General features: G+C 40.1%; 25 protein-coding genes. 19 read left to right on the top strand and 6 right to left on the bottom strand.

Annotated elements, in window-relative coordinates; translation table 11 throughout:
* The first annotated feature begins 44 nt into the window (after positions 1–44).
* The 6 genes from OZX68_05500 to rsmI all read left to right on the top strand — a co-directional run bounded on the left by OZX68_05500 (position 45) and on the right by rsmI (position 5,992).
* Entirely contained in the window at positions 45–2,384 is a 2,340-nt protein-coding gene (locus OZX68_05500) for a DNA translocase FtsK (GenBank protein WEV60380.1), read from the top strand.
* 85 nt (positions 2,385–2,469) lie between these two features.
* Positions 2,470–3,102: a dTMP kinase gene (gene tmk, locus OZX68_05495; protein WEV60379.1), complete on the top strand. Its 633-nt coding sequence runs from the start codon at positions 2,470–2,472 to the stop codon at positions 3,100–3,102.
* Between the two features lie 27 nt (positions 3,103–3,129).
* Positions 3,130–4,020, top strand: coding sequence for a DNA polymerase III subunit delta' (locus OZX68_05490; GenBank protein WEV60378.1), 891 nt, complete (start codon positions 3,130–3,132; stop codon positions 4,018–4,020).
* On the top strand, positions 4,017–4,814 hold the full coding sequence (ricT, locus tag OZX68_05485; GenBank protein ID WEV60377.1) for a regulatory iron-sulfur-containing complex subunit RicT: 798 nt from the start codon (positions 4,017–4,019) through the stop codon (positions 4,812–4,814). The genes OZX68_05490 and ricT overlap by 4 nt, the downstream gene beginning before the upstream one ends.
* Complete coding sequence (locus tag OZX68_05480) at positions 4,807–5,121, top strand: DNA replication initiation control protein YabA (protein WEV60376.1); 315 nt, start codon at positions 4,807–4,809, stop codon at positions 5,119–5,121. The genes ricT and OZX68_05480 overlap by 8 nt, the downstream gene beginning before the upstream one ends.
* A 4-nt stretch (positions 5,122–5,125) precedes the next feature.
* A complete protein-coding gene (gene rsmI, locus OZX68_05475) occupies positions 5,126–5,992 on the top strand; it encodes a 16S rRNA (cytidine(1402)-2'-O)-methyltransferase (protein WEV60375.1) in 867 nt (288 codons plus the stop codon).
* A gap of 96 nt (positions 5,993–6,088) precedes the next feature.
* Here rsmI and OZX68_05470 read toward each other — a convergent pair whose 3' ends face one another.
* From OZX68_05470 to OZX68_05450, 5 genes are all read right to left on the bottom strand, one after another.
* Positions 6,089–6,388 carry a YbaB/EbfC family nucleoid-associated protein gene (locus OZX68_05470; protein ID WEV60374.1) on the bottom strand — a complete coding sequence of 100 codons (300 nt, stop codon included), beginning with the start codon at positions 6,386–6,388 and terminating at the stop codon, positions 6,089–6,091.
* A 216-nt stretch (positions 6,389–6,604) separates the two neighbouring features.
* On the bottom strand, positions 6,605–7,483 hold the full coding sequence (locus OZX68_05465; GenBank protein WEV60373.1) for a hypothetical protein: 879 nt from the start codon (positions 7,481–7,483) through the stop codon (positions 6,605–6,607).
* Positions 7,484–7,497: 14 nt separating this feature from the next.
* Positions 7,498–8,271 (bottom strand): metallophosphoesterase, encoded by a 774-nt coding sequence (locus OZX68_05460; GenBank protein WEV60372.1) that lies wholly within the window; start codon positions 8,269–8,271, stop codon positions 7,498–7,500.
* A gap of 5 nt (positions 8,272–8,276) precedes the next feature.
* Positions 8,277–8,738 (bottom strand): hypothetical protein, encoded by a 462-nt coding sequence (locus tag OZX68_05455; protein ID WEV60371.1) that lies wholly within the window; start codon positions 8,736–8,738, stop codon positions 8,277–8,279.
* Between the two features lie 148 nt (positions 8,739–8,886).
* Positions 8,887–9,456, bottom strand: a complete 570-nt coding sequence (locus OZX68_05450) for a hypothetical protein (protein ID WEV60370.1) — start codon at positions 9,454–9,456, stop codon at positions 8,887–8,889.
* 333 nt (positions 9,457–9,789) lie between these two features.
* Between OZX68_05450 and OZX68_05445 the strand changes: the two genes are divergently transcribed.
* The 5 genes from OZX68_05445 (at position 9,790) to OZX68_05425 (ending at position 15,469) form a co-directional block, all read left to right on the top strand.
* Positions 9,790–10,407: a sugar O-acetyltransferase gene (locus OZX68_05445; GenBank protein ID WEV60369.1), complete on the top strand. Its 618-nt coding sequence runs from the start codon at positions 9,790–9,792 to the stop codon at positions 10,405–10,407.
* On the top strand, positions 10,388–12,022 hold the full coding sequence (locus OZX68_05440; GenBank protein WEV60368.1) for an alpha-glucosidase: 1,635 nt from the start codon (positions 10,388–10,390) through the stop codon (positions 12,020–12,022). The genes OZX68_05445 and OZX68_05440 overlap by 20 nt, the downstream gene beginning before the upstream one ends.
* A gap of 95 nt (positions 12,023–12,117) precedes the next feature.
* Positions 12,118–14,403 (top strand): glycoside hydrolase family 65 protein, encoded by a 2,286-nt coding sequence (locus tag OZX68_05435; protein WEV60367.1) that lies wholly within the window; start codon positions 12,118–12,120, stop codon positions 14,401–14,403.
* A 17-nt stretch (positions 14,404–14,420) separates the two neighbouring features.
* On the top strand, positions 14,421–15,089 hold the full coding sequence (pgmB, locus tag OZX68_05430) for a beta-phosphoglucomutase (GenBank protein WEV60366.1): 669 nt from the start codon (positions 14,421–14,423) through the stop codon (positions 15,087–15,089).
* 35 nt (positions 15,090–15,124) lie between these two features.
* On the top strand, positions 15,125–15,469 hold the full coding sequence (locus OZX68_05425; protein WEV60365.1) for an arsenate reductase family protein: 345 nt from the start codon (positions 15,125–15,127) through the stop codon (positions 15,467–15,469).
* A gap of 49 nt (positions 15,470–15,518) precedes the next feature.
* Here OZX68_05425 and OZX68_05420 read toward each other — a convergent pair whose 3' ends face one another.
* On the bottom strand, positions 15,519–16,346 hold the full coding sequence (locus OZX68_05420) for an exodeoxyribonuclease III (protein WEV60364.1): 828 nt from the start codon (positions 16,344–16,346) through the stop codon (positions 15,519–15,521).
* Between the two features lie 99 nt (positions 16,347–16,445).
* On the opposite strand from OZX68_05420, the gene metG reads away from it, so the two are divergent.
* The 8 genes from metG (at position 16,446) to manA (ending at position 24,286) form a co-directional block, all read left to right on the top strand.
* Positions 16,446–18,446 (top strand): methionine--tRNA ligase, encoded by a 2,001-nt coding sequence (gene metG, locus OZX68_05415; GenBank protein ID WEV60363.1) that lies wholly within the window; start codon positions 16,446–16,448, stop codon positions 18,444–18,446.
* A gap of 8 nt (positions 18,447–18,454) precedes the next feature.
* Complete coding sequence (locus OZX68_05410; GenBank protein ID WEV60362.1) at positions 18,455–18,694, top strand: DUF2829 domain-containing protein; 240 nt, start codon at positions 18,455–18,457, stop codon at positions 18,692–18,694.
* On the top strand, positions 18,687–19,403 hold the full coding sequence (locus OZX68_05405; protein WEV60361.1) for a 3-oxoacyl-ACP reductase: 717 nt from the start codon (positions 18,687–18,689) through the stop codon (positions 19,401–19,403). Before OZX68_05410 ends, OZX68_05405 begins: the two co-directional genes overlap by 8 nt.
* Positions 19,404–19,665: 262 nt before the next feature.
* The gene (locus OZX68_05400) at positions 19,666–20,706 is read left to right on the top strand and encodes a PhnD/SsuA/transferrin family substrate-binding protein (GenBank protein WEV60360.1); all 1,041 of its coding nucleotides are present in this window, start codon (positions 19,666–19,668) and stop codon (positions 20,704–20,706) included.
* Between the two features lie 79 nt (positions 20,707–20,785).
* Positions 20,786–21,544: a phosphonate ABC transporter ATP-binding protein gene (phnC, locus tag OZX68_05395; GenBank protein ID WEV60359.1), complete on the top strand. Its 759-nt coding sequence runs from the start codon at positions 20,786–20,788 to the stop codon at positions 21,542–21,544.
* A complete protein-coding gene (gene phnE, locus OZX68_05390) occupies positions 21,531–22,352 on the top strand; it encodes a phosphonate ABC transporter, permease protein PhnE (protein ID WEV60358.1) in 822 nt (273 codons plus the stop codon). Before phnC ends, phnE (OZX68_05390) begins: the two co-directional genes overlap by 14 nt.
* Before the next feature lie 19 nt (positions 22,353–22,371).
* A complete protein-coding gene (phnE, locus tag OZX68_05385) occupies positions 22,372–23,196 on the top strand; it encodes a phosphonate ABC transporter, permease protein PhnE (protein WEV60357.1) in 825 nt (274 codons plus the stop codon).
* A gap of 139 nt (positions 23,197–23,335) precedes the next feature.
* On the top strand, positions 23,336–24,286 hold the full coding sequence (manA, locus tag OZX68_05380; GenBank protein WEV60356.1) for a mannose-6-phosphate isomerase, class I: 951 nt from the start codon (positions 23,336–23,338) through the stop codon (positions 24,284–24,286).
* Positions 24,287–24,392: the final 106 nt, after the last annotated feature.

The raw sequence follows: 24,392 nt of genomic DNA, 5'->3' as shown, positions 1-24,392 counted from the left end.
AATATGTTATAATAGTCCTTTAGATAAAGTAGGTAGGTTATAAAATGGCAAGTCAAAGACGAACAAAAACTAAAAAGGTAAGTAAGGCTGAACTTACGAGAAAGCAGGCAATCAAGAGGATGGTAATTTTTATTATTAGCCTATTTTTGATTTTTTTAACCATGCTCAGATGGGGAATGGCAGGTATTGTCCTTTATAATCTGACTAGGATTTTAGTGGGTTCACTGGCCTATATCTTTTTGATTTTGATAATCCTTGTCATGTTTTCAAGGATAAAGGGGCAAACTTTTATAAGTTTGGATGGTAAGAAGAAGTGGGCCTTGGCCCTTGCTTTTATAGGCCTCCTTTTACTTTTCCAGTCAAGGTTTGATACCCTCTTTAGCAGCCAAAATTTATGGAATATTTTAGCGACAGATTTTAGGCAGATGAGGGTCAGTAATTTTGCCGGTGGAGGCATGATTGGAGCCCTCCTGTATGACCCTGCCAAGTTGCTTTTTTCAAAGCTTGGGGTCAATCTTATTGCCATAATTTTTGAAATCATTAGCCTTTATTTGCTGGTGCCAAATCTAGGCCTTATTGCTAGAAAATACAGCCATAAGACTTATGAAGGCTTAAAGGCTAAGTTTGAGCAGCTAAAAGAAGGGCTAGAACTTCAAAAGAAGAAGCGACTTGAAGACAAGGAAGCTAGAAGGCTTGAAAGATTAAGTCAGGAAAATAGCCAGGAAAATAAGTTGGAAGAGATGGATATTCCAACTGATGAGCAGGAAAATACTTTGGATGATCAGGTCTTTATCAGTGAAGATTATGACTATGACCAAAAGATTGACCTGCCAAATTTCGATCCTGAAACAGGTGAGATAACAGATGACTTCCAAGTAATTAATAAGCCTTTAGTAAAAGATGCTGACGAGGAAGCTCTTGATTTTGCGGCAAGTAGCCCCAAAAACATGTCTTACAAGCTACCATCAATTGACCTACTGGCAAGGATTCCTGTAAAAAATCAGTCCAATGAAAGAAAGATTGTCAGGGATAATATTAAAATCTTGGAGGAAACCTTCAAGAGTTTTGGCATTAATGCTTCTGTTGAATCTGCTGTTGTGGGACCAAGCGTTACCAAGTATGAAATAAAACCTGCAACAGGAGTTAGGGTAAATAAAATTGCTAATCTATCAGATGATTTGGCCCTAGCCTTAGCAGCTAAGGATGTCCGCATAGAAGCTCCCATCCCTGGTAAGTCTTTGATTGGAATTGAGGTTCCAAATGGGGAAGTTGCGACCGTAAGCTTTAGGGAGATGTGGGATAATGGAAGGACTAATCCTGAAAAACTCTTAGAACTTCCCCTAGGTAAGGCCGTTGATGGCTCGATTAGAACCTTTGATTTGGCCAAGATGCCTCACCTGCTTGTGGCAGGTTCAACTGGTTCAGGTAAATCCGTTGCCGTAAATGGGCTTATTACAAGTATCTTGATGAAGGCTCGTCCTTCTGAGGTAAAATTTTTGATGGTTGATCCAAAGATGGTTGAACTGTCAGTTTACAATGATATTCCCCATCTTTTGATACCTGTCGTAACTGATCCAAGAAAGGCCAGTCGAGCCCTTCAAAAGGTTGTTGACGAGATGGAAAATAGGTATGAATTATTTTCTAGATTTGGGGTTAGAAATATTGAAGGCTATAACAATAAGGTTGAAGCCTTCAATGCAACAAGTGATACCAAGGAGTTGACCCTGCCTTTAATCGTTGTTATTGTTGATGAACTTGCTGACCTTATGATGGTTGCCAGCAAAGAAGTTGAGGATGCCATTATTCGTCTGGGACAAAAGGCACGTGCCGCAGGTATTCATATGATTCTTGCTACCCAAAGGCCCTCTGTTGATGTTATCAGTGGTCTAATTAAGGCCAATGTTCCAAGCCGGATAGCCTTTGCCGTCTCAAGCGGGACTGACTCAAGAACCATCCTTGATAGTAATGGGGCTGAAAAGCTTCTTGGACGAGGGGACATGCTCTTTAAGCCCATTGATGAAAACCATCCGGTTAGACTTCAGGGTGCCTTCCTAAGTGATGATGATGTTGAGCGAGTGGTGACCTTTGTTAAGGACCAGGAAGAGGTTGAGTACAAGGAGGAGTTTGACCCAGGTGAGGTCAGTGATAGCGACTCCTCTAGCCAGGCCGCGTCTAGTCAAGGTGACCCCCTCTTTAATGAAGCGAAAAATTTGGTTATTGAAACTCAAAAGGCTAGTGCATCGATGATTCAAAGGCGTTTATCAACGGGATTTAACCGAGCAACAAGGATTATGGATGAGCTTGAAGAAGCAGGTATTATAGGGCCTGCTGAAGGGACAAAACCAAGGAAGGTTCTTATAAGTAAGGGAGAAATTTCTGATTAAAAGAAGGATTATTAAAGGACTTTAAGAAAGACTCGGGTTCTTGATAAAATTGAAATAAAATAAAATTTAGGGTAGAATTAGAAGCATGAATGGAATATTTATCTCACTGGAAGGTCCTGATGGGGCCGGTAAAACAACAGTATTACAACATATATTAGAAGACCTTAAAAGAGGTAAAAGGAAGGTAGTTACCACCCGCGAACCTGGTGGTAGTAAGGTTGCAGAAGATATTAGAGAAATCATACTTGATCCTCAAAATACTTCCATAGATGGGCCGACTGAGTTACTTTTATACATTGCAGCCCGTAGGCAGCATTTGAATGAAAAGGTCAAGCCAGCTCTTGCTCAAGGGGATATGGTCCTAGTTGACCGCTTTATCGATAGCTCAGTTGCCTATCAGGGATATGGCCGGGGCATTGATATTGAGGCCATTGACTGGCTCAATGATTTTGCTACAGATGGCTTAAAACCAGATTTAACAATCTATTTGGATGTGGATAGTAGGACAGGCCTTCAAAGGGTCATGTCTGGAGACCGTGAGGTCAATAGGCTTGATTTAGAGCGGGAAGAGATGCACGAAAAAGTTCGCAAGGGTTACTTGAAGATAGCTAGTGAAAATCCTCAACGGATAGTCACTATTGACGCCTCAAAATCCTTTGAAGAGGTAAGCTCTGCTGTTTTAGAACTTATAAAAACACGCTTTCCAGATAATTTTTAGGAATTAGAGGTAGTTTGGGTAATCAAAATGGATATAAGAGAGATTCAACCAGAAATTTACAGGCGTTTTGAGCTTATTTTACAAAAGGATAGACTTAGCCATGCCTACTTGTTTTCTGGCGGATTTGGCTCATTAGAAGTGGCCATCTGGCTTAGCCAGGCCCTTTTTTGCGAAGAGCCTAAAGGAGCCTTGCCTTGTGGAAGCTGTCGTAACTGTAGGCTTATCAAGGAGGGCGATTTTGCAGACCTCCACCTAGTAGAGCCAGACGGTCAAAGTATCAAAAAGGAGCAGGTCAAGGGACTTCAGGAGACTTTTAGCCAGACTGGTTTTGAATCAGATGCCCAGGTTATTATTATTAAGGGAGCTGATAAGATGAATCCTAGTGCTGCCAATGCTCTTTTAAAGTCAATCGAAGAGCCTGAAGGTCATGTTTACATCTTTTTGATTACGGAAAATGAAAATCTAGTTCTTGATACCATAAAAAGTAGGAGTCAGATTGTCGTTTTTCCAAGGCAGGAAGCCTATCTAAAGGAGTACCTGATTCAAAGGGGTGTTTTACCCAAGCTTGCTGGTCTGGTTGCCAAGGTGGCTAAAAATCCACAGGAAGCACAAATCTTAGCATCAGATGCTTGGTTTGATGAAGCCCTGAAGCTTTTGAAAAAATTCACTGACCTTTTAATGGAAAATAAGGTTGATGCCTTCTTATTTATCCCCAACCTGCTTGAAAAATTTAAGGATAAAAAGCAGGAGGAGATGGCCTTTAATCTCATTCAAATCTACCTGGCTGACTTGCTTCCTCAAAGGGCCGCAAGCCGCCTACTTGAGATGACTTTTAAGGCTTCTAGTATGTGGAAAAGCAATGTTAAATTTCAAAGTTGTTTGGAATATATAATATTAGATGAAATGGTAAATGTATGATATATGAATTAAAATTTGACTACGGTCAGGCAAATATGTTCTTTTCAGCTAATAGGGACTATGACTGCAAGGATTTGGTTCTTGCTAAGACAAAGTCAAATAAGGTGGTTGGTCGAATCGTTAGAAAACTAGAACAGGATTCTTTAGATCTTACCGTTGACGGGCGGATTATATCAAAGCTTTCGCCTCAAGATGAAGCAGAATTTGAGCTGATTAAGGCGGATTCCCTAATGGCTCGCAAAAAGGTGAAAAAATTAGTCAGCAGCCATAATCTTGGGATGAAGGTGGTTGGCGTTTCCTACACCTTTGACCGCAAGCAGCTTTTTATCTCCTTTGTGGCCGAGCACCGGGTTGATTTTAGGCGACTTTTAAAGGACCTGGCTGAAGAGTTTCGGGTGAGAATAGAGCTTAGGCAAATTGGTGTAAGGGATGCAGCTAAAAGTTTTGGTGGCCTGGGACCATGTGGTCGGCCCCTTTGCTGCTCAAATTTCATAGGTGATTTTCCAGTCGTTTCAATTAAGATGGCTAAAAATCAGGCCCTGTCCCTCAATCAAAGTAAGCTTTCAGGCCTTTGTGGTCGTCTCTTATGTTGCCTGTCTTACGAGGACGAATTTTACCGGGAAGCCAAGGCCAATTTCCCTGACTACGGGGATGTCTTAAGGACTGAGGATGGTTCAGGTAAGGTCGTTGGGATGAACATTTTAAATAATACAGTAAAATTAAGAATGCAAACAAAAACAGTTGCTACTGTGAAGGATTATCTCTTAACAGAGGTGGAGGTTGTAAATGGATAAGGGTGATTTATTCGATAAATTTGATGAACTAGAACATGTTTTATCAAAGACACTGGCAGATGTCAGTCTAATCAAGGCTGAACTTCAAGCGACCCTTGAAGAAAATGCCATTTTAAAGGTTGAAAATAGCCGCTTAAGGGACCGCCTGGGAGAGCTTGACAGCAAGGAAAAGACACCGATTTCTAAGTCGCAATTAAATCTTGAAAAGATATACGATGAGGGCTTTCACATCTGTACAATCTTTTACGGGCAAAGACGTGGTCAGGATGAGGCTTGTGCCTTTTGTACCGAGTTAATCTATAGGTAATAATATGGGAATTCAAAAATCTTTTAAAGATACAAGTGGTTTTGGTACCTTTTATCTGGTACCAACTCCCATCGGAAACATGCAGGATATGACCTTTAGGGCTGTTGCTACCTTAAAGGAAGTGGATCTAGTAGCCAGTGAGGACACAAGAAATACTAAGAAATTGCTTAATTTCTTTGATATCGATACCCACCAGGAAAGTTTTCATGAACACAATGCCCCGGCTAAAATTCCAGGCCTCCTTGAAAAATTAAAGGATGGTCTTAATATCGCACAGGTTAGTGATGCGGGGCTTCCCTCAATTAGTGACCCTGGTCATGATTTGGTAAGGGCTGCTATTGCTGAAAATATTCCTGTTGTAGCCCTTCCAGGGGCAAGTGCTGGAATTACAGCCCTGATTGCAAGTGGTATTAGCCCGCAACCCCACATTTTTTATGGTTTCCTAGCTCGCAAAAGAAGTGGGCAGCTTGCCTTTTTCGAAGAAAAAAAAGAGTATCCTGAAAGCCAAATTTTTTATGAGTCTCCTTTTAGGGTGGCTGATACCCTAGAAAATATGCTTGAAGTTTACGGGGACCGTGACATTGCTCTAGTTCGTGAGCTGACAAAAATCTATGAAGAGTACCGCCGTGGCCCAATTACTGAGGTTCTAGCATCTTTAGAAGACCAGCCCATCAAGGGTGAATGCCTGATAATTGTTGAAGGTTTTTCAGGTCAACCTGCAGTCAAAGCTGATCTTGAAGGTTTAAGCATTAAAGAAGAGGTTGAAGGCTACATGGAAGAAGGCCTTAAAAGTAAGGAAGCCATTAAAAAAACGGCTAAAAGACGTGGCCTTTCCAAGCAAGAGGTCTACAAGGACTATCATGACTTTTAAGGATTAAAATTATTAAAACTGCTTACGGGCAGTTTTTTTGTGTACAAAAAAGCACCCCTAGGGATGTAGCGGGTGCGATTTTCTTAGTTTAATTAGTTAGAATGGAAGGTTTTTTGCGAATTTGCCCATCTTGCTTTCAGTAGCCTTGTCCACTTCAGTTAGGGCCTTATTGATGGCATCAGCAATCATGGCTTCAAGAGTATCTACATCTTCAGGGTCAACCAACTCTTCCTTGATTGCGATATTTTTAAGAACCTTGTCACCAGTAAACTCAACCACAACAAGCTCTTGAGCTGAACTTCCTGTAAATGTTGTTTTAGCAAGCTCCTCTTGCGATACTTGCATTTGCTTTTGAAGCTTTTGAGCTTCCTTCATCATCTTTTGCATGTTCATCATGATAGTTTTTCTCCTTTGGTTTATGATTTAAAATCAATTCTTATTCTTTGCTATTACTAGGTAGATGATTCTTCTAAAAAAGTAATATCGTCTAATTCAACACCGTTAATTATATCATTTTTGGCCCTTGTTTTGTAGTCAAGGATTTACTCAGTCGCTCTAATTAGTAACCAGGTAACCTTTTTATCCTTGACTTCTTTGATATTTTTAGGGTCATTAATCAAGTAATCTTTTGGTTCTTTTTTCAATAATGTGTGAAGATCCCTTGGCGTATTGGAGGTAACCATCACGTGAAGTTGGGATTGTTCTATTGGATTGATCAACCTGAGCAGTGGGTGAAAAGTATTCAAATTCTGATCCGTTGAAACTTGTTATATCTTTTATACTTTCTAAGTCCTCGGATAGGAAGTCTTCTAGGGCAAAAAACTTTGCAAAATGTTTGAAGTCAACAAATTCATTAAACCAAAGTTGATATAAGTAGAAGGTGTTAAAGAGGTGTACTCTTTGTCCAGAATCAGAATACCAATTTTTAAGATCTAGGAGGGTCAAATCAAATCGATCAAATAATCCACTTCTTTTTCCTACTTTTCTATCTCCTCCCCTACTATAATTTAAGGTAATATCACTTATCCAGCCTCTATCAGGAAGCTCAATTGAGCGTGGGAAGAGCATATGTCCCCCTAAGGTCCTTGTGGTTTTAAGAAAATCTATAATTTCAAGGTCACTTAAATTTGGAGATTGTAATTTGGAACTTTGGTTTCCAAATATTTTTGGATTGGCCCAAAACCTAGAAGGGCCGATATAATCTGAGCCTAAATAGACGGTATAAAGTTTTTCTTTGGTTGGAGAAAATATGGTCGCTTGAATTTCATAATAATCAGCTTTTTTTGCCTTGCCTACTCTATCAATTTCAATTAAATTTCCACTAGGTAAAATTCCATTATTCTTAAAAATAGCATCAGCTAGATCTTCATATAGTTCCTTACTTGCACTATCAGGATCAAAATATGATCCTTTATCCATATTAAAGCCCTGCGGGAATGTTTGAGAATTTTTACCCTTAGTTAAGTTTAAGTAGTTATAATAATTAGTCATTTTTTTCTCCCAATTTATTTGTTATTTTTATAAAAGTGATTACTGATTTTGTCTAAAGAGCTCTTCCAATCTGTTGGAACAACTGCCAATTCTTTCTTACTAGAATTATAAAGGAGGAGGTCCCCATTTCCTAGGAATTCCTTACTCGAGCTAAGAGAGAATGTGTCAATATTTATTATGGGTAATCTATGCGAAATTTGTTCTTGTGGTGTATGGCCTACGATTTGTTTTAAATAATCGGGGTTTGGAAAAAGGGATAGTTCTAAAAAGTCAGCCCAGATTGGGGAACCTAAATTTTTTTGTCCCCCTCTTAGTTTTCCAACCTGACCTGCGAGATTAGTAAGGTCATTGATATTTTCATTTTTAAATTCCTTAAAGTGCCAATCTTGAGGTTCATAACCTAGAGCATATCCAGCATGACTAACGATAAAGTCATCAAGTTTATAGGCAATTTGCACACCTAATTCTAAAAGACTTTCGTTTATTGCCCAAAATAAATCGATATTAGAACAAGAATAGGAAGCGGGCATTTCAATTAGATAAGGTGCATCATGATTTCCAATAAGAGAAATAACTTTTATTCCCTTAGTAACCATTTTATGTTTCCAATTTAGAAGGTATTGAAGCTCTTGGGCGTAAAGGCGAGAGTTGTCTTGCTGACCCCTCTCGTCCATGTAATCCCCTAATAATATGACTTGCTGACAGTCTAATTCCTTAACTTTATCTTCTACAAGCGGAAGTATGAGGGTCATTTTTAGGTGCATATCACCCACTAGTAATGTTTTCATATGTATTATTCCCTGATGTTATCTATGACCTCTAGGTCTTCTTTTGATAGAGCTCCAATTTTTCCAGAGGGAACAATAAAGTGTAAATTACTAGGTAAATCTGTCCTAGAATATTCACGATAAGCATCATTATCAGCACAGATTACCAGGCTTTCAGGATGGTCTAGTGCAAATTTAAGGATTGTTGGGAATTTTTTCCAGGTACCCTTAGGGGCTCCCGTAAAATTTAATTTCCCATCTATTTTGAGATTGACTTGTCTCTCGATTTGGGTGGTTTCACTGGTTCTATCGGTGCACCACCAGATACTGTTATTTTCTTTTTTTGAGAAAGCCTTTAGCCAATCAACCAGGTACCTTGGGATGGCCAAATGTCCACGCCCCCAAGTTTCTATTTCGATAGCATCAGATCCCATGTACATAAGGGGTGCAATAGTATCATCGACATCTAATAATAAATATTTTTTCATTTGGGAACCTCTTTCGTTTTCTTTTGATTATTAGTACAATCATTAGTACAAAAATAGTATAGCACGATTAATTCTTATATTCAAGAATAAATGTAAGAAAATTTTAAGTTAATTTTGTAATAAAAAAACCGAGAATATTTTTCTCGATTTATTGAAGTTTTGAAAGTTCGTTTTTTAGATTATCAAATAAGGCATTCATTTGCTTTTGACTATCTTCTAGTAGGGCTATCATTGTATCCTTTGTATCAGTATTTAAATTACTTGAAGAGAGGATAGTGTCAGGAAGATTAATTGTGGAAGCTTGTGCGGTCTTATTTTCATCATCAATATAAAAGTTATTTTCTTTTATGTAAGCGGCCTTTAAAATCTCGCGAATACAAACACCAACAGTAACTGAACGTGTTCCAATGATTGATGGAAGGTGTTCCTTTAATTTTTGGATTCCATCTTTTACATCATCTGTAATCTGAATTTTTAGCATTTGGGCACTGGGACTTACCTCGTATTCAGCTTTTGGGATTACAGGCATTTGGGTGCTATGAATCTTCTTCCAAATGAAATCATAGTCGTAGTTATCAGTCCAGCGTGCATCTTCAAATGCCCTGATAAGGCAATCTCCCTTGGTGACATTTCCTCCGATTTTCTTTTCATAGTCAATTCTCATTTTTTCTAAAAGTCTTGCTGTTTCAATCGATATTCTAGCTTGATAATAATTCATTTTAACTCCCCTATTTTTATTTTCGGACTAGAATATTATACCATGATAGTACCAAAAAAGTACTAAAAAAAGTAAGAAAAATTATAAATGAACCATATATGTATGCTTTTTTGTAGTAATTATTAACCTGCAAGAAGGCTATAAAGTTATCTTGGGCAAAGAAAGTGAGTGTTTTTTGAATAACTTATATTGAGGTGTTAGGGTTGTTACATATTTCAAAAATATCTAAATTCCTCCAATTTGCACCTAATATTTTACTTGAACGGCAAGCGTTTACATGATACCATTAGAGGAAATTTAGAATAACTATATGATGACTTTTAAGGAGATAAGATGAAAACGGAATATGAAAAGATGATCACGGGCCAGCTTTACCATGGAAGGAACTTGGAGCCTGAGTATTCGTCTGCACCAGGGCGTGCTCTAGCCCAGCAGATAAATCAAACTTCTATCCTTGATACTGAGGAGATTATCCGCCTAGAAAAGGAGCTTTTTGGATCAACTGGGGAAAAACTTTATGTCAATCCTCCCCTTTATGTGGACTATGGTTTTAATATCCACATCGGAGAAGGTTTTTATGCCAATCTGGACTGTGTTTTTCTTGATGTTGCACCGATTAAGATTGGAAAAAATGTGATGTTTGGCCCAAGGGTCAGCCTGATTACAGCAACCCATCCCCTTGATGCAGGTGTTCGCAACCGCCACCTTGAACTGGCTCATTCAATAGAAGTTGGTGATGGTTCTTGGCTTGGGGCAAACGTTACCGTAAATCCTGGTGTAAAAATTGGTAAAAATACCATCATCGGATCAGGTTCTGTTGTAACAAGAGATATCCCAGATAATGTGATTGCTGTAGGAAATCCTGCTAGGGTTCTTAGAGAGTTGACTGAGGAGGACCAGGAATTCTGGGAGAAAAAAGAGAGGGATTATCATGAACAAAACAAAGGATGACTTTAGACCCATGGTCGGCTATCAGATTTATCCAAAATCCTTCAAGGATAGCAATGCAGACGGGATGGGGGATATTTTAGGAATTATCGAAAAACTTCCCTATCTGAGTGATTTGGGTGTTGATTTTATCTGGCTTAATCCCCTTTATAAGAGCCCGCAGGTAGATGGGGGCTATGATATATCTGATTTTTACCAGGTTGACCAGATGTTTGGGACCTTGGATGATTTAAAGAAGCTGATAAAAGAAGCCCACGCGTTTGGAATCAAGCTAATTATGGATCTTGTCATTAATCATACCTCTGACCAGCATCCTTGGTTTCTTGAAAGTAAAAAGTCAAAGGACAATCCTTACAGGGACTATTACCACTGGGAGGATGCAGAGCCTGATAAGATGCCAAATGACTGGAAGTCCTTCTTTGGTGGTAGTACCTGGACCTATGATGACCAGACTAAGCAGGCCTATTTTCATGTTTTTGCCAAGGAACAACCTGATCTCAACTGGAAAAATCCTAGATTAAGGGAGGAAATCTACCAGATGATTCGCTGGTGGCTGGAGCTTGGGATTGATGGCTTTAGGCTTGATGCCATAAGTCACATTCAAAAAGAGGATTGGGGCTTTGAGATAAAAGGCCCTCACGGGAATGACCCCTGGGAACCCTTTATGAATGTGCGTGGGATTGAAGAGTACATGCTTAAGATTAAGGAAATCTTTGATGACTACGGAGCCCTTACTGTTGGTGAGGCAAGTGGGGTGACCAGTAAAAACGCAAGGATTTGGACGGGTTCAAAGGGCTACATTGATATGATTTTTGAGCTGGAACATAATGCCAAGGAAGAAAATAATTCCAATAACAAAATAGACCTTAAAGTCTATAAGGAGACCATCATTCGCTGGCAGGAGGACCTGTCAGAGGAAGGCTGGAATGCCCTTTATATCGAAAATCATGATAATCCAAGGTCCATTGATGTCTTTGGTGATGGAAGTATAAAGTCAGCCAAGGCCTTGGCTGTTCACTACATGCTTTTAAGGGGAACGCCCTTTATCTACCAGGGGCAAGAAATTGGGATGACCAACTTCCCTTTTAAGGACATTAGCCAGTTTGAGGTACCCGAATCGCACAATTATTATGACCTTTTACTAAAAGAAGGCTTAAGTCCCAAGGATGCCCTGACTCGTGTTGCCCTAGTTAGCAGAGATAACTCAAGGACACCCATGCAGTGGACAGGCCAAATGGAGGCTGGTTTCACTTCGGTAACACCGTGGTTTCCTGTAAATCCAAATTATAAAAAAATTAATGTGGCTGAAAATGAAGCTGACCCAAGCTCCCTTTTAAATCTCTATAAGAGATTGATTGCCCTTAGGCATGATCGCAGGGAGATTTCAGATGGTCAGATTGAATTTTATGATAGGGAAAATCCCTTTGTTTTTTCTTATAAAAGAAGCTTTGAGGGCAGGGAAATTTTAGTTCTTGTCAATTTATCTGACAGCCGTAAAACTACTAGCCTGGCTGATATTGAGGGCTTCAAGGAGCTCTTACTTGACCAAAAAAATTCCAAGGCTTTGGCTAAGGATATGGAGCTTGAAGCCTTTGACTACCGCCTATATGAAAGATGACCCAGGTCATCTTTTTTTATTTAGTTAGATATTTTTTGACAACTTAATGTGCTAATTGATAGGATAGGCTTATGACAAGATTGAAGGAGGCTTTTATGGAAGAGAAGAAGGCAATAATGGAGGTTGGTCCCTGGGATGTAAGCTCAAAGAGGATTGAGAAAAATCAAAGGAGACTACAGGAAAGTTTGACCTCAATTGGTAACGGTTACATGGGTATGAGGGGGAATTTCTCAGAAAAGTATTCAGGCGACATGCACCAGGGTACTTATATTGGAGGAGTTTGGTTTCCGGATAAGACCCGGGTTGGTTGGTGGAAAAATGGCTATCCCGAGTACTTTGGTAAGGCCATCAATGCCTTAAATTTTGGAAAAATAAATATTCTTATTGATGGCCATGAGCTTGACCTTTATGAGGACCAAGTGGCAGATTTTTACTTGAATCTTGACCTAAAGAAGGGAATTTTGACCTATACTTATGTTTTTTCAGGAGTTAGGGTTAGTGCGGAACGCTTCTTTTCTCTGAAAACCAAGGAATTTGCAAGTTTTGCCCTTAATTTTGAGGTGGTTGATGCTAGAAGGCATGACATAAGGCTTGAAAGCTCAATTGATGGTGATGTTACAAATGAGGATTCAAACTATGAAGAAGGTTTTTGGCAGATTCTTGGTCTTGGAAGTGAGGAATTAAGCTCTTGGTTGGCAACGGAGACTAAGAGTAATCCCTTTGGTATTGAGCAGTTTACTGTGATTGCCAGTCAAAACTATCAGGGGGACTTTCCTTTGGTCAAGCAAGCAAGCAAGGACAAAGAAGTGGTTGATTATTTTGCTCGGACAATTATTCCGACAGAAAGCCTTAATTTTGAAAAAAGGGTTGTTGTGACAACCAGTAGGGATTATAAGGACTTTAATGATAATCTATCAGCCAATAGAGAAATTAGCCAAAGGGTCAATCAAATCAGCTACGAAGACCACTATGATGATCAAGTCAAGGCTTGGGGTGAGCGTTGGCAGCATGCGGATGTGTGTATTAGAGCAAGTGATGACAGGGCCCAACAAGGTATTCGTTTTAATCTTTTTCAGCTTTTTTCTACCTACTACGGGGAAGATGATAGGTTAAACATTGGTCCCAAGGGCTTTACCGGTGAAAAATATGGGGGTGCGACCTACTGGGATACCGAGGCCTATGCCATTCCCCTCTACCTTTCACTAGCAGATGAGAAGGTGAGTCTTAATCTTTTAAAATATCGCAGGAGGCAGCTTGAGGAAGCTAGGCACAATGCCCGCATGCAGGGGCTTAATGGAGCCCTTTATCCCATGGTTACCTTTAATGGGGTCGAGTGCCACAATGAGTGGGAGATAACCTTTGAAGAAATTCACCGGAATGGAGCCATTGCCTATGCCATCTATAATTACAGCAATTATACGGGTGATGAAAGCTATCTGGCCCATGAAGGTCTTGAGGTTTTGGTTGAAATATCCCGCTTTTGGGCTGATAGGGTTCATTATTCTAAAAGACAGGAAAAATATATGATTCACGGGGTAACAGGACCCAATGAATATGAAAATAATATCAATAACAACTGGTATACCAATACCCTGGCCCGTTGGGTATTAAGCTATACCATGGAAGCTCTTAGTAAATATCCAAGGCCAGAGCTTGAGGTAACTCCTTCTGAGCTTGAAAGGTGGCAGGATATAATTGAAAAAATGTATCTACCCTTTGATGAAGATTTAGGTATTTTTGTGCAGCATGATACTTTTTTAGACAAGGACCTGCGTCCCGTATCAGCCCTAGATCCAGCTGATTTACCCCTTAATCAAAACTGGTCTTGGGACAAGATATTAAGGAGTCCCTTTATCAAGCAAGCCGATGTATTGCAGGGAATTTACTTCTTTGGTAATAAATATAGCCTGGAGGAGAAGAGAAGGAATTTTAATTTTTATGAGCCCATGACAGTCCACGAGAGCTCCTTGAGTCCGTCCATCCACAGCATTCTAGCAGCTGAGCTTGGCATGGAAGAAAAAGCCCTTCAAATGTACGAGCGGACAGCAAGACTTGACCTTGATAATTTTAATAATGATACAGAAGATGGCCTTCATATAACCTCTATGACCGGTTCTTGGTTGGCCATTGTACAAGGTTTTGCCCAAATGAAGACCTGGGAGGGAAAATTATCCTTTGCTCCTTTCTTGCCAGCTGGTTGGGAGGGCTACACCTTCCATATCAACTACAGAGGACGTCTTTTGAAGGTTGATGTGGAAAAAAATCTAAGTCTTAGCCTCTTAAGTGGTGAAGCTCTGGAGCTTGAATTATATGGCCAGAAGATTTTCCTTGAGGATTATTATAAGACTGAGCTAAGAGAAAATTTGAATAAAGAGGGTTAATAAAGAGGGTTAAAATTATGTTTGAAGGTGTTTTATTTGATTTAGACGGAGTCATCACTGACACAGCCCATTACCATTACCTGGCCTGGAAGGAGCTTGCTTCAGGTCTTGGGATTGAGATAAGTGAGGACTTTAATGAAGAATTAAAGGGCATTTCAAGGGAAGACTCCCTAAGGCTTATCTTAAAAAAAGCTGGCCTTGAAAATTCCCTTTCTCCTGAGGAATTTAAAAAGCTTACTCGAAAGAAGAATGATATATATGTCGGCCTGATTGAAGAAATTAGTCCAAAAGATGTCTATCCTGGTATTCTCTCCCTTTTAAAGGATTTAAAGAAAGATAATTTTAAGATTGCTTTAGCTTCTGCCAGCAAGAACGGCCCCCTCTTACTTGAAAAAATGAATCTTCTTTCTTATTTTGATGCCATTGCAGACCCGAATAAAATTGCTTGTGGAAAGCCTGCCCCTGACATTTTCCTTGCGGCAGCAAGAGATCTTGGAATCAAAGCAAGTCAGGCCATTGGTATTGAAGATGCTAAGGCAGGAATTGAAGCCATCAAAAAATCAGGTGCTCTTCCTTTGGGTGTTGGAAATTCTAAAAATTTAGGGTATGATATTCCTATTGTCGCAAGTACAAGCGACTTAAACTTAGAATTTTTAAAGAAAACCTGGCTAGAATACAGGTCATAGTAGATGGCTTGATAGGCTGGCTGATAGGAGAAGACATGTATACATTTTACTGCTACAGCAAGTGTTCGACCTGCAAAAAGGCCGAAAAAGACCTTAAGGATTTAGGTGTTGACTATCAGAAGATAGACCTTAAGGAAAATCCACCAACTAGTGAGACCATTGAAACTTGGATTAATAATAGTGGTCTTGATAAGAAAAAGTTTTTCAATACCAGCGGAATGAAGTACCGGGAACTTGGGCTTAAAGACAAGGTAGACGCCATGTCTATTGAGGAAGCTAGTAAACTTCTTGCCAGTGACGGGATGCTTATTAAAAGGCCAATCCTTCTTGAGGGAGATAAGGTCAAACAAATTGGCTACCGCAAGGCCTATGAATTATAAAAAAAAGCTAGGACATGTCCTAGCTTTTTTTCTTTTATTAAGGTCTTTATTAAAGATTAATTTCAAGGATTACTGGAGTGTGATCCTGCCTGTCACCACTATTAATCATGGCAGATTCTTCGACCTTATCAGCCAGACGGCTGCTGACAAGCCAGTAGTCGATTCTCCAACCAGAATTATTAATTTTGCTGGTCTTGCTCCTTTGAGCCCACCAGGTGTATTGGTCCGGAATATTTCCGTGGAGGTATCTGAAGGTATCGGTGAAACCAGCAGCTAAAAGACTGGTAAATTTAGTCCTTTCTTCAATTGTGAAGCCGGCAGATTTTCTATTGCTGGCAGGATTTTTAAGGTCAATCTCCTCATGGGCCACATTAAAGTCCCCACAGGCTAGGACTGGTTTATCCTTGTCCAGTCCCTGAAGGTAGGCCCTGTAGTGGTCATCCCAAATTTCGCGTTCAGGTAGACGCTTAAGGTCAGTTCCAGCATTGGGCGTGTAGACCTCTGTTAGATAGAAGTTATCAAACTCAAGGGTGATAATTCGCCCTTCATCATCCATGGTTGAAGGAGCACCAATTCTTGGAAAATGAGCCTTTGGTTGAAGCTCTTTTTTATAAAGGAACATGGTACCAGAGTATCCCTTGCGGGCAGGTTCCTGGCTAGATGACCAGACAATTTCATAGTCTGGGAAAAGGTCGTTTAAAATTTTAAGGTGTTGCTTGGTAGGGCCAGTATCCTTTAGTTTGGTTTCTTGAAGTCCTAAAACATCAGGCTTCATACCAGCGATTTCTTCCAGGACACCAAAGGTCATTTTTCCGCGATCAGAAGTAGCAGTAAGGCCTGCATTTAAGGAATCAATATTCCATGATATAAGTTTCATTTATTGTCATCCATTCATTTTTAATATCCCCACAATTATAGCAAAAATTAGACTGGGATTGTGTTATAATGGATTCAAAATGATTTTTTTGGAGGGAACATGACAAACAAAACATACTACATAACAACTCCTATTTACTACCCATCAGGTAAGTTACACATTGGGAATGCTTGTTCAACTGTACTTTGCGACATTTTGGCTCGCTACAAACGTCTCATGGGCTTTGATGTCTTTTATTCGACAGGGACAGATGAGCACGGGCAAAAAATTGAACAAAAGGCCCTTGAACAAGGGATTTCGCCTCAGGAATATGTGGACGGAATGGCTCAGGGAATGAAAGATCTTTGGAAGCTCCTTGAAATCACCAACGACCGTTTCATCCGTACAACTGACGCTGACCACGAAGAAGTAGTAGGGAAAGTCTTTGAACAACTTCTAGCCCAAGGCGATATCTACCTGGGTGAATACGAGGGATGGTACTCAGTATCAGACGAAGAGTACTTCACTGAAAGCCAGCTGGCTGAAGTCTTCCGCGATGAGAATGGAAAAGTTATCGGAGGGATTGCCCCAAGCGGAAACGAAGTTGAGCTAGTTAAGGAAGAGTCTTACTTCTTCAAGATGAGCAAGTATGCTGACCGCCTTCTTGAATACTATGAGGAAAATCCTAACTTCATCACACCAGAATTCCGTAAGAATGAGATGATTAACAACTTCATCAAACCAGGACTTGAGGACCTTGCCGTTACCCGTACATCTTACTCATGGGGAGTTAAGGTACCAAGCAATCCTAAACACGTGGTTTACGTGTGGATTGATGCCCTCTTAAACTACATCACTGTTCTTGGCTACGGTACTGAAAACGACGAAAACTTCAAGAAATTCTGGCCAGCAGATGTCCATATGATTGCTAAAGAAATTGCCCGTTTCCATACTATTTACTGGCCAATTATGCTTATGGCCCTAGACCTTCCTCTTCCAAAAATGGTCCTAGCCCACGGCTGGCTAGTCATGAAGGACGGGAAGATGTCTAAGTCTAAGGGAAATGTTGTCTACCCTGAAATGCTTGTTGAGCGTTACGGTTTAGACGCCTTACGTTATTATTTGGCCCGTGCCATCACCCTTGAAAACGACGGACAATTCACACCAGAAGACTTCATCGACCGTATCAACTATGATCTGGCTAATGACCTTGGAAACCTCCTTAACCGTACAATCGCTATGATTAACAAGTATGACGGTGGAGTAATTCCTGAATACAAGGGAGATGTTACTGACTTTGACGGATCTCTTCGCGAGGTAGCAACCCAAGCCGTTGCCGACTACCATGCAGCCATGGACAAAAACGAGTTCTCTCAAGCCCTTGATGCTGTTTGGGTTCTTATTAGCCGTGCCAACAAGTACATCGATGAAACTGCCCCTTGGATTCTTGCCAAAGATGAATCGAAAAAAGACCAACTTGATTCAGTAATGGTTCACCTGGCTGAAAGCCTCCGTCTAGCAGCCCTTCTCCTTCAACCAATCCTGACACAGGCTCCACTTAAAATCTACGAGCAACTTGGACTTGACTTTGAAGAGACTTATGAAAACCTAGAATTTGGTAAAATTCCTGCCAACACTACTGTTGTAGCCAAGGGAACACCAATCTTCCCACGTCTTGATGCGGCTGAAGAGGTTGAGTATATCAAGGAGCAAATGCGTGCAGGTCTGCCAGCAAAAACTGAAGAAGAAGTTTTCGTGCCTGAGGACACAAAACTTGTTTCAGCCAAAGAGAAGAAAATTAAGTTTGAAGACTTTGATGCCGTAGAAATCAAGACAGCTGAAGTTATTGCAGTCGAAGCTGTTGAAGGTTCTGACAAACTCCTTAAATTCCGCCTGGATGCAGGTGACGAGGGACATCGTCAAATCCTTTCAGGAATTGCCAAATACTATCCCAATCCAGAAGAATTAGTTGGTAAGAAGCTACAAATCGTAGCTAATCTTAAACCACGTAAGATGATGGGGCATGTATCTCAAGGGATGATTCTTTCAGCTGAGGACGCTGATGGTAGCCTTCGCCTTCTTGAAGCTCCAGACGTTACTAATGGATCAATTATAGGTTAGGAGAAGTCATGACTTTTGAAGAGATTTTACCAGGCTTAAAGGCTGGTAAAAAATATGTCCGCAAGAATTGGGGTGGGGCTGAAAATTTTGTCAAGCTCTATGACAGTATCACTTTGGAAACTGGGGAGAAACTTACAGTTACCCCGTATTTTCTCATCAATGTAAGTGGCGAGGGTGAAGGCTATTCCATGTGGTCACCAACTCCTTGTGACGTCCTCGCAACTGACTGGGTTCTTGTTAATGACTAAAAAGATTCAAAAAAATGTACTCATAACGGGTGTGGCAAGTGGAATAGGCAGGGCGCAAGCTGCTGCCTTTCTTGCTGATGGTTATAAGGTTTACGGATTGGATAAAAATCCAACTGACCTAACCCATGAAGATTTTAGCTTCTACCAAGTCGATGTGACAAGTTCTGAGCTTGAGCTAGTGGTCGACAAGCTTCCTGCCCCTGATATTCTCTGTAATACAGCAGGTATTCTTGATGGCTATAGGCCCCTACTTGAGCAGACGGAGCTTGAGTTTGAAGAGACCTTTGCCGTTAACTTTTTTGGCATGGTCAAATTAACGAGGCTTATTCTGCCCAAGATGATTGCTAAAAAATCAGGAATCATCATCAACATGGCAAGCATTGCAAGTCTTGTCGCAGGAGGAGGTGGTGCTGCCTATACTTCTAGTAAGCACGCTGTTGCAGGCTTTACCAAGCAGCTTGCCCTTGATTATGCAAGGTCTTGTGTCCAAATTTTTGCCCTGGCTCCAGGTGCCATAAGGACTGGAATGACAGTAGGAGACTTTGAAGGCGATGGTAAGATGGCCAAGTGGGTGGCAGAGGAGACTCCTGTTGGTCGCTGGGCAGAGGCCAGTGAAGTGGCTGATTTAACCATGTTTTTAGCCTCAGGCAAGGCTTCCTACATGCACGGGTCAATTATTCCAATTGACGGAGGATGGCTTCTTAAATAGCCAATAGCCGAATAAAATAATCATTTGAGCCTGTAAAAATTTAGGTAAAATATTTTTAAAAAAATGTAAATTATGTAATTATTTTGTAAGAATGTATGGAAATATTTCTGAAAATAGATGGTTGTATAAATTCTAATATAATAGTAAAATGTAATAGCCGAATAATAAGTTTAATTTAAGCAAGCCCAAATGTAATTTTTAATACTAAATTAACTTAACTAGCAAATTTTTTTTAAGAGGAAATAGGAGAAAGTTTTTTAAAATGAAAGCTAAAAAATTGTTTACAACGGGTGCCGTTTTTGCCCTAGCAGCATCACTACTAGTTGGTTGTGGATCAAAGTCATCTGACAGTTCAAAAGATGAATCAAAAATTGATGATTTATCATTGATGTTTGTACCGTCAAAAAATCCTGATGACATTGTTGCAGCTACTGGTCCCTTAAGTGGTCTTCTTAAAGAAGAACTTGCTAAGGAAGGTGTTGAAGTAAAAAACGTTGACATAGCCGTTGGAACAAGTTACGAAGCTGTCGGAGAAGCTCTAAGTGCAGGAACTGCGGACGTTGGTTTTGGAGTTTCAGGTGGAACTTATGCTCTTTATAAGGACGATACAGATGTAATCCTTACTGCAACTCGTGCTGGTCTAAGTAAAGATAGCGATAATGCAAAAGACTGGAATGACGGAAAACCAACTGAAGCAACTGATAAACAGGCTAAGTCATACCGCTCACTTATCATTGCTGGTCCATCTAAAAAAGGACAAGAGCTTGCTAAAAAAGTTAATAGTGGTGAAAAATTAACTTGGGATGATTTAAACAGTGCCAACTGGGGAGTTTCATCAACAACTTCATCTGCTGGATACATCTACCCATCACTATGGTTAAATGACAATGTTAAACACAGCATCAGCGATTTGACTTCAAAAGTTCAAAATGATTCATACGGATCAGGACTTGCCCGCCTAGCATCTGGTCAAATCGATGTTCTACCAATCTATGCTGATGCAAGACGTGACTTTGCTAAAGCTTGGACAGAAGAATACGGAAAATCAGATATCTGGACTGAAACAAATGTTATCGGTGTAACAGCACCTATCTACAATGATGCAATTATTGTTTCTAAAAAATCAGACAAGATGACTGATAAAGTTAAAGAAGCCCTTCAAAATGCCCTAATCAACCTTGCAAAAACTGATGAAGGTAAGAAAATAATTAAAATCTATTCACACGAAGGTTATGAAAAAGCAACTGATGCTGACTACCAAAGCGACATCAAAATCCAAAGTCTACTAAAGGCTGAAAAATAAGTAAGTAATAAAAAATAGGGCCCAAGCATATGCTTAGCCTATTTTTTAGGGAATTAAATAAGAGAGTGAGTAATCATAAATGATTGAAATGAAGAATGTCTCAAAGGTTTATCCAAATGGGACAGTTGGTTTAGATAATATTAACCTTGAGATTGAACAGGGTGAATTTGTTGCTATTATCGGGACAAGTGGTGCTGGTAAATCAACTTTAATCAGAACCATCAATAGATTGACTGACATAACAGATGGAAGTTTAACAGTCAACGGAGTTGATATTTCAAAACTTAAAAGAAAAGAATTGAGGAAATTTAGAAGGTCTGTTGGGATGATCTTCCAATCATACAACTTGGTTCCAAGGATTTCTGTTATTAAAAATGTCTTGAATGCCCGTGTCGCTGATATGAGCTTCTTGAATGTCCTTTTTGCAAGATTTTCAAAAAAAGACAAGGAACTTGCCCTTGAGTCCCTTAGCCGTGTTGGTATCCTTGACAAGGCCTTTGTTAGGACTGACGAGCTTTCAGGGGGACAACAGCAACGTGTATCCCTTGCAAGAACTCTAGCCCAAGATTCTCAAATTCTTCTAGCAGATGAGCCTGTAGCAGCTCTTGATCCAGTAACTGCAAACGAAGTTATGGATAATTTTAGAAAGATTAATCAAGAACTTAATAAGACAGTCCTAATTAATATCCACCACGTGGATTTAGCCCTTAAGTATGCGGATAGGATTATTGCCATTCGTAAGGGGAGAATTGTCTTTGATGGTCCAAGTTCTGAGGTTACCCAAGATATCCTAGACGAAATCTACCAAAAAGAGGAAGTGAAAAATGGCCAAGCATAAAAGTATCCTTCCTGAAAAGAAGTGGCTTCTTGAGGATGGAAGTGTAGTTGTTGAAAAAAGATCCTACACCTTCTTATATGTTATCCTCTTTCTAGCCCTCCTCTTATTTTCAGTTCAGATTGTAAATTTTAATTTTTCAAAGGTTTTTAAAAATCTTTATAAATTTGTTGATATCCTACTAGCCATGTTCCCACCTAAGTGGACTTATTTTTCAGCCGTTATGAAACCTCTGGCTGATACCATTAAAATGAGTTTTGTAGGCTCACTTCTAGGAAGCCTTCTAGCTGTACCCTTTGCCTTCTTAGCAGCCAGCAACATTGTGGAAAACAAAATAATCAACAGCCTAGTAAGAATGGTCTTTACAGCCCTTCGTACCCTTCCATCTCTTGTAACGGCTCTAATTGCCACCTATATTTGGGGTCTTGGAACTTTTGCTGGGACAGTGGCCATCTTCCTCTTTTCTTTCAGCTATATTGGAAAACAATTATTTGAGCAGATTGAAACGGTTGATATGGGAGCCTTTGAGGCTCTTGAAGCCCTTGGAAGCAGTAGGAGTAAGGCTGTTGTAGCAACAATCTTCCCACAACTGATGCCCATCTACATTTCAACAGCCCTCTATAACTTTGAAGGTAACGTTCGTTATGCAGCCATCCTTGGATATGTGGGAGCTGGTGGTATTGGTGTCATCTTGAATGAAAACATTGGATGGCGTGAATACAGCAATGTGGGTATGATTTTAATCGTCCTCTTTGTGACTGTTGCCATTATTGAGCAAGTAAGTCAACTTGTTCGAAAAAAATTAACATAGGTTGGTTGAAGGAGAAAAAATGGAAACAAATAAAAAAAATAATTCAATTAGCGCTGTGTTAAGCCAGGAAAAAAGTTCAAAGAAATACCTTCTACTAATTTTATTAATAGTTGTTGCCCTCTTTGTTTGGTCTCTATCAGTTATCCAGATTAAACCTTTATCAAAAGAAGGGGTAGTTATTGCCAAGAATATTTTTTCAGGAATCATTAATCCAGACCTTGACTTCTTGATTAATTTCACCAAAAAAGGGGTTCCCTACCTCTTGGTTGAGACTATTGCCATCGCAGTTCTTGGGACCTTCTTTGGGTCACTTTTAGCCCTACCGATTGCCTTTCTTTCGGCTAAAAATATCGTTCCAAAACCCTTGGCCTTTGTCATGCGTGGTCTTAATATGGCCATTCGGACCATCCCATCATTTGTCTACGGTCTAATGTTCATCCGCGTTACAGGTCCTGGGGCGTCAGCTGGTGTTTTGACCCTAGCCCTTGTATCAATCGGAATGATTGCCAAGATGTTTACTGAAACAATCGAGGATTTGGACCAGGGAATTCTTGAGTCTCTTGAAGCTTCAGGTGCCTCTACCTTCCAAAAAATTCGCTTTGGAGTTATCCCACAACTTATGCCAGACTTCCTATCCCTTCTTTTATATCGCTTTGATATGAACCTAAGGGATGCGACCATCCTTGGTCTAGTAGGGGCAGGTGGTATCGGAGCTCCGCTTATCTTTGCCATGAATGCCTACCGCTGGAAGCAGGTTGGTTCAATCTTGATTGGACTCTTCCTCCTCATTTTCCTAGTCGAAATTTTCTCATCAAAAATCAGAAAAAAATTACTTCGTGGATAAAAAATAAAAAAGCTAGTTCCCATGGGACTAGCTTTTTGCCAGCTTCTTTACGAAAAAGTCCAGAAGATGGTATAGATTTTGTAAACTCTTTCAAACAAGTGTTATAATGTAAGCACTAACAAAATTAAAGGAGTTTACTATGTCACAACCGTTATTTTTAAGGGCTGCCCTCCAGGAAAAAATTTGGGGAGGTGCAAGGCTTGAGGAATTTGGCTTTAACCTGCCATCTAGGAAGGTCGGTGAAGCTTGGTCCATATCAGCCCACCAAAATGGCCTATCAGTAATCGAAAATGGTGAATTTAAAGGACTTAGCCTAGATGTCTTGTATAAAAAAAGGCCCGATCTTTTTGGCCATCCCAAAGACCCTGTTTTCCCCCTTTTAACTAAGATTTTAGATGCCAATGAATGGCTGAGTGTCCAGGTTCATCCAGACGATGACTATGGTTTACGGGTTGAAGGGGAACTTGGTAAGACAGAATGTTGGTATATTATTGATGCTAGCCCAGGAGCTGAGATTATCTATGGTCATAAGGCTAAATCAAGGGAAGAATTAAAGGCTATGATGGATGCGGGTAGATGGGACGACCTCCTTGAGCGGATACCTGTCAAGAAGGGGGACTTTTTCTTTGTTCCATCGGGTACCGTCCATGCTATAGGGCCAGGAATTTTAATTCTTGAAACCCAGCAATCAAGTGATACTACCTACCGCCTGTATGATTTTGATCGCCCTGATGACAGTGGTAATCTAAGGGAACTCCATCTGGATAAGGCTCTTGACGTTATAACAGTTCCAGCCCTTGAAAATTCCCTTCAAAGCAATATTTCAACCTATCCTGATGGCCAGATTACAAGCCTTTTGGAATCAGAATTTTTTAATATTGAAAAATGGGTGATTAAAGGTGACATGTCCTTTGTTCAAAAGAGTCCCTATAGTCTAGTCACAGTTCTTGAAGGAGTAGGCAAGCTTCAAGTGTCAGGAACCAGCTATCCGCTAGCTAAAGGCCAAAGCTTTATCCTAGCAAATGACATTAAGAGCTGGCAGATATCAGGTGAATTGACCCTGCTCGCGAGTTCTATTTCCAGTAAATAAATAAGATCCCAAGGAAGGCTACTAGCCTTCCTTTTTGCATTCAAAAAAGTTGAAAAATTGTAGACTGAGCTTGCAGCAAGCTAATGATGGTAACTTTCCTTGGTAT

Source organism: Streptococcaceae bacterium ESL0729 (assembly GCA_029391995.1).
Lineage (GTDB): Bacteria > Bacillota > Bacilli > Lactobacillales > Streptococcaceae > Floricoccus.
This window is presented reverse-complemented; position numbering and strand designations above follow the sequence as displayed.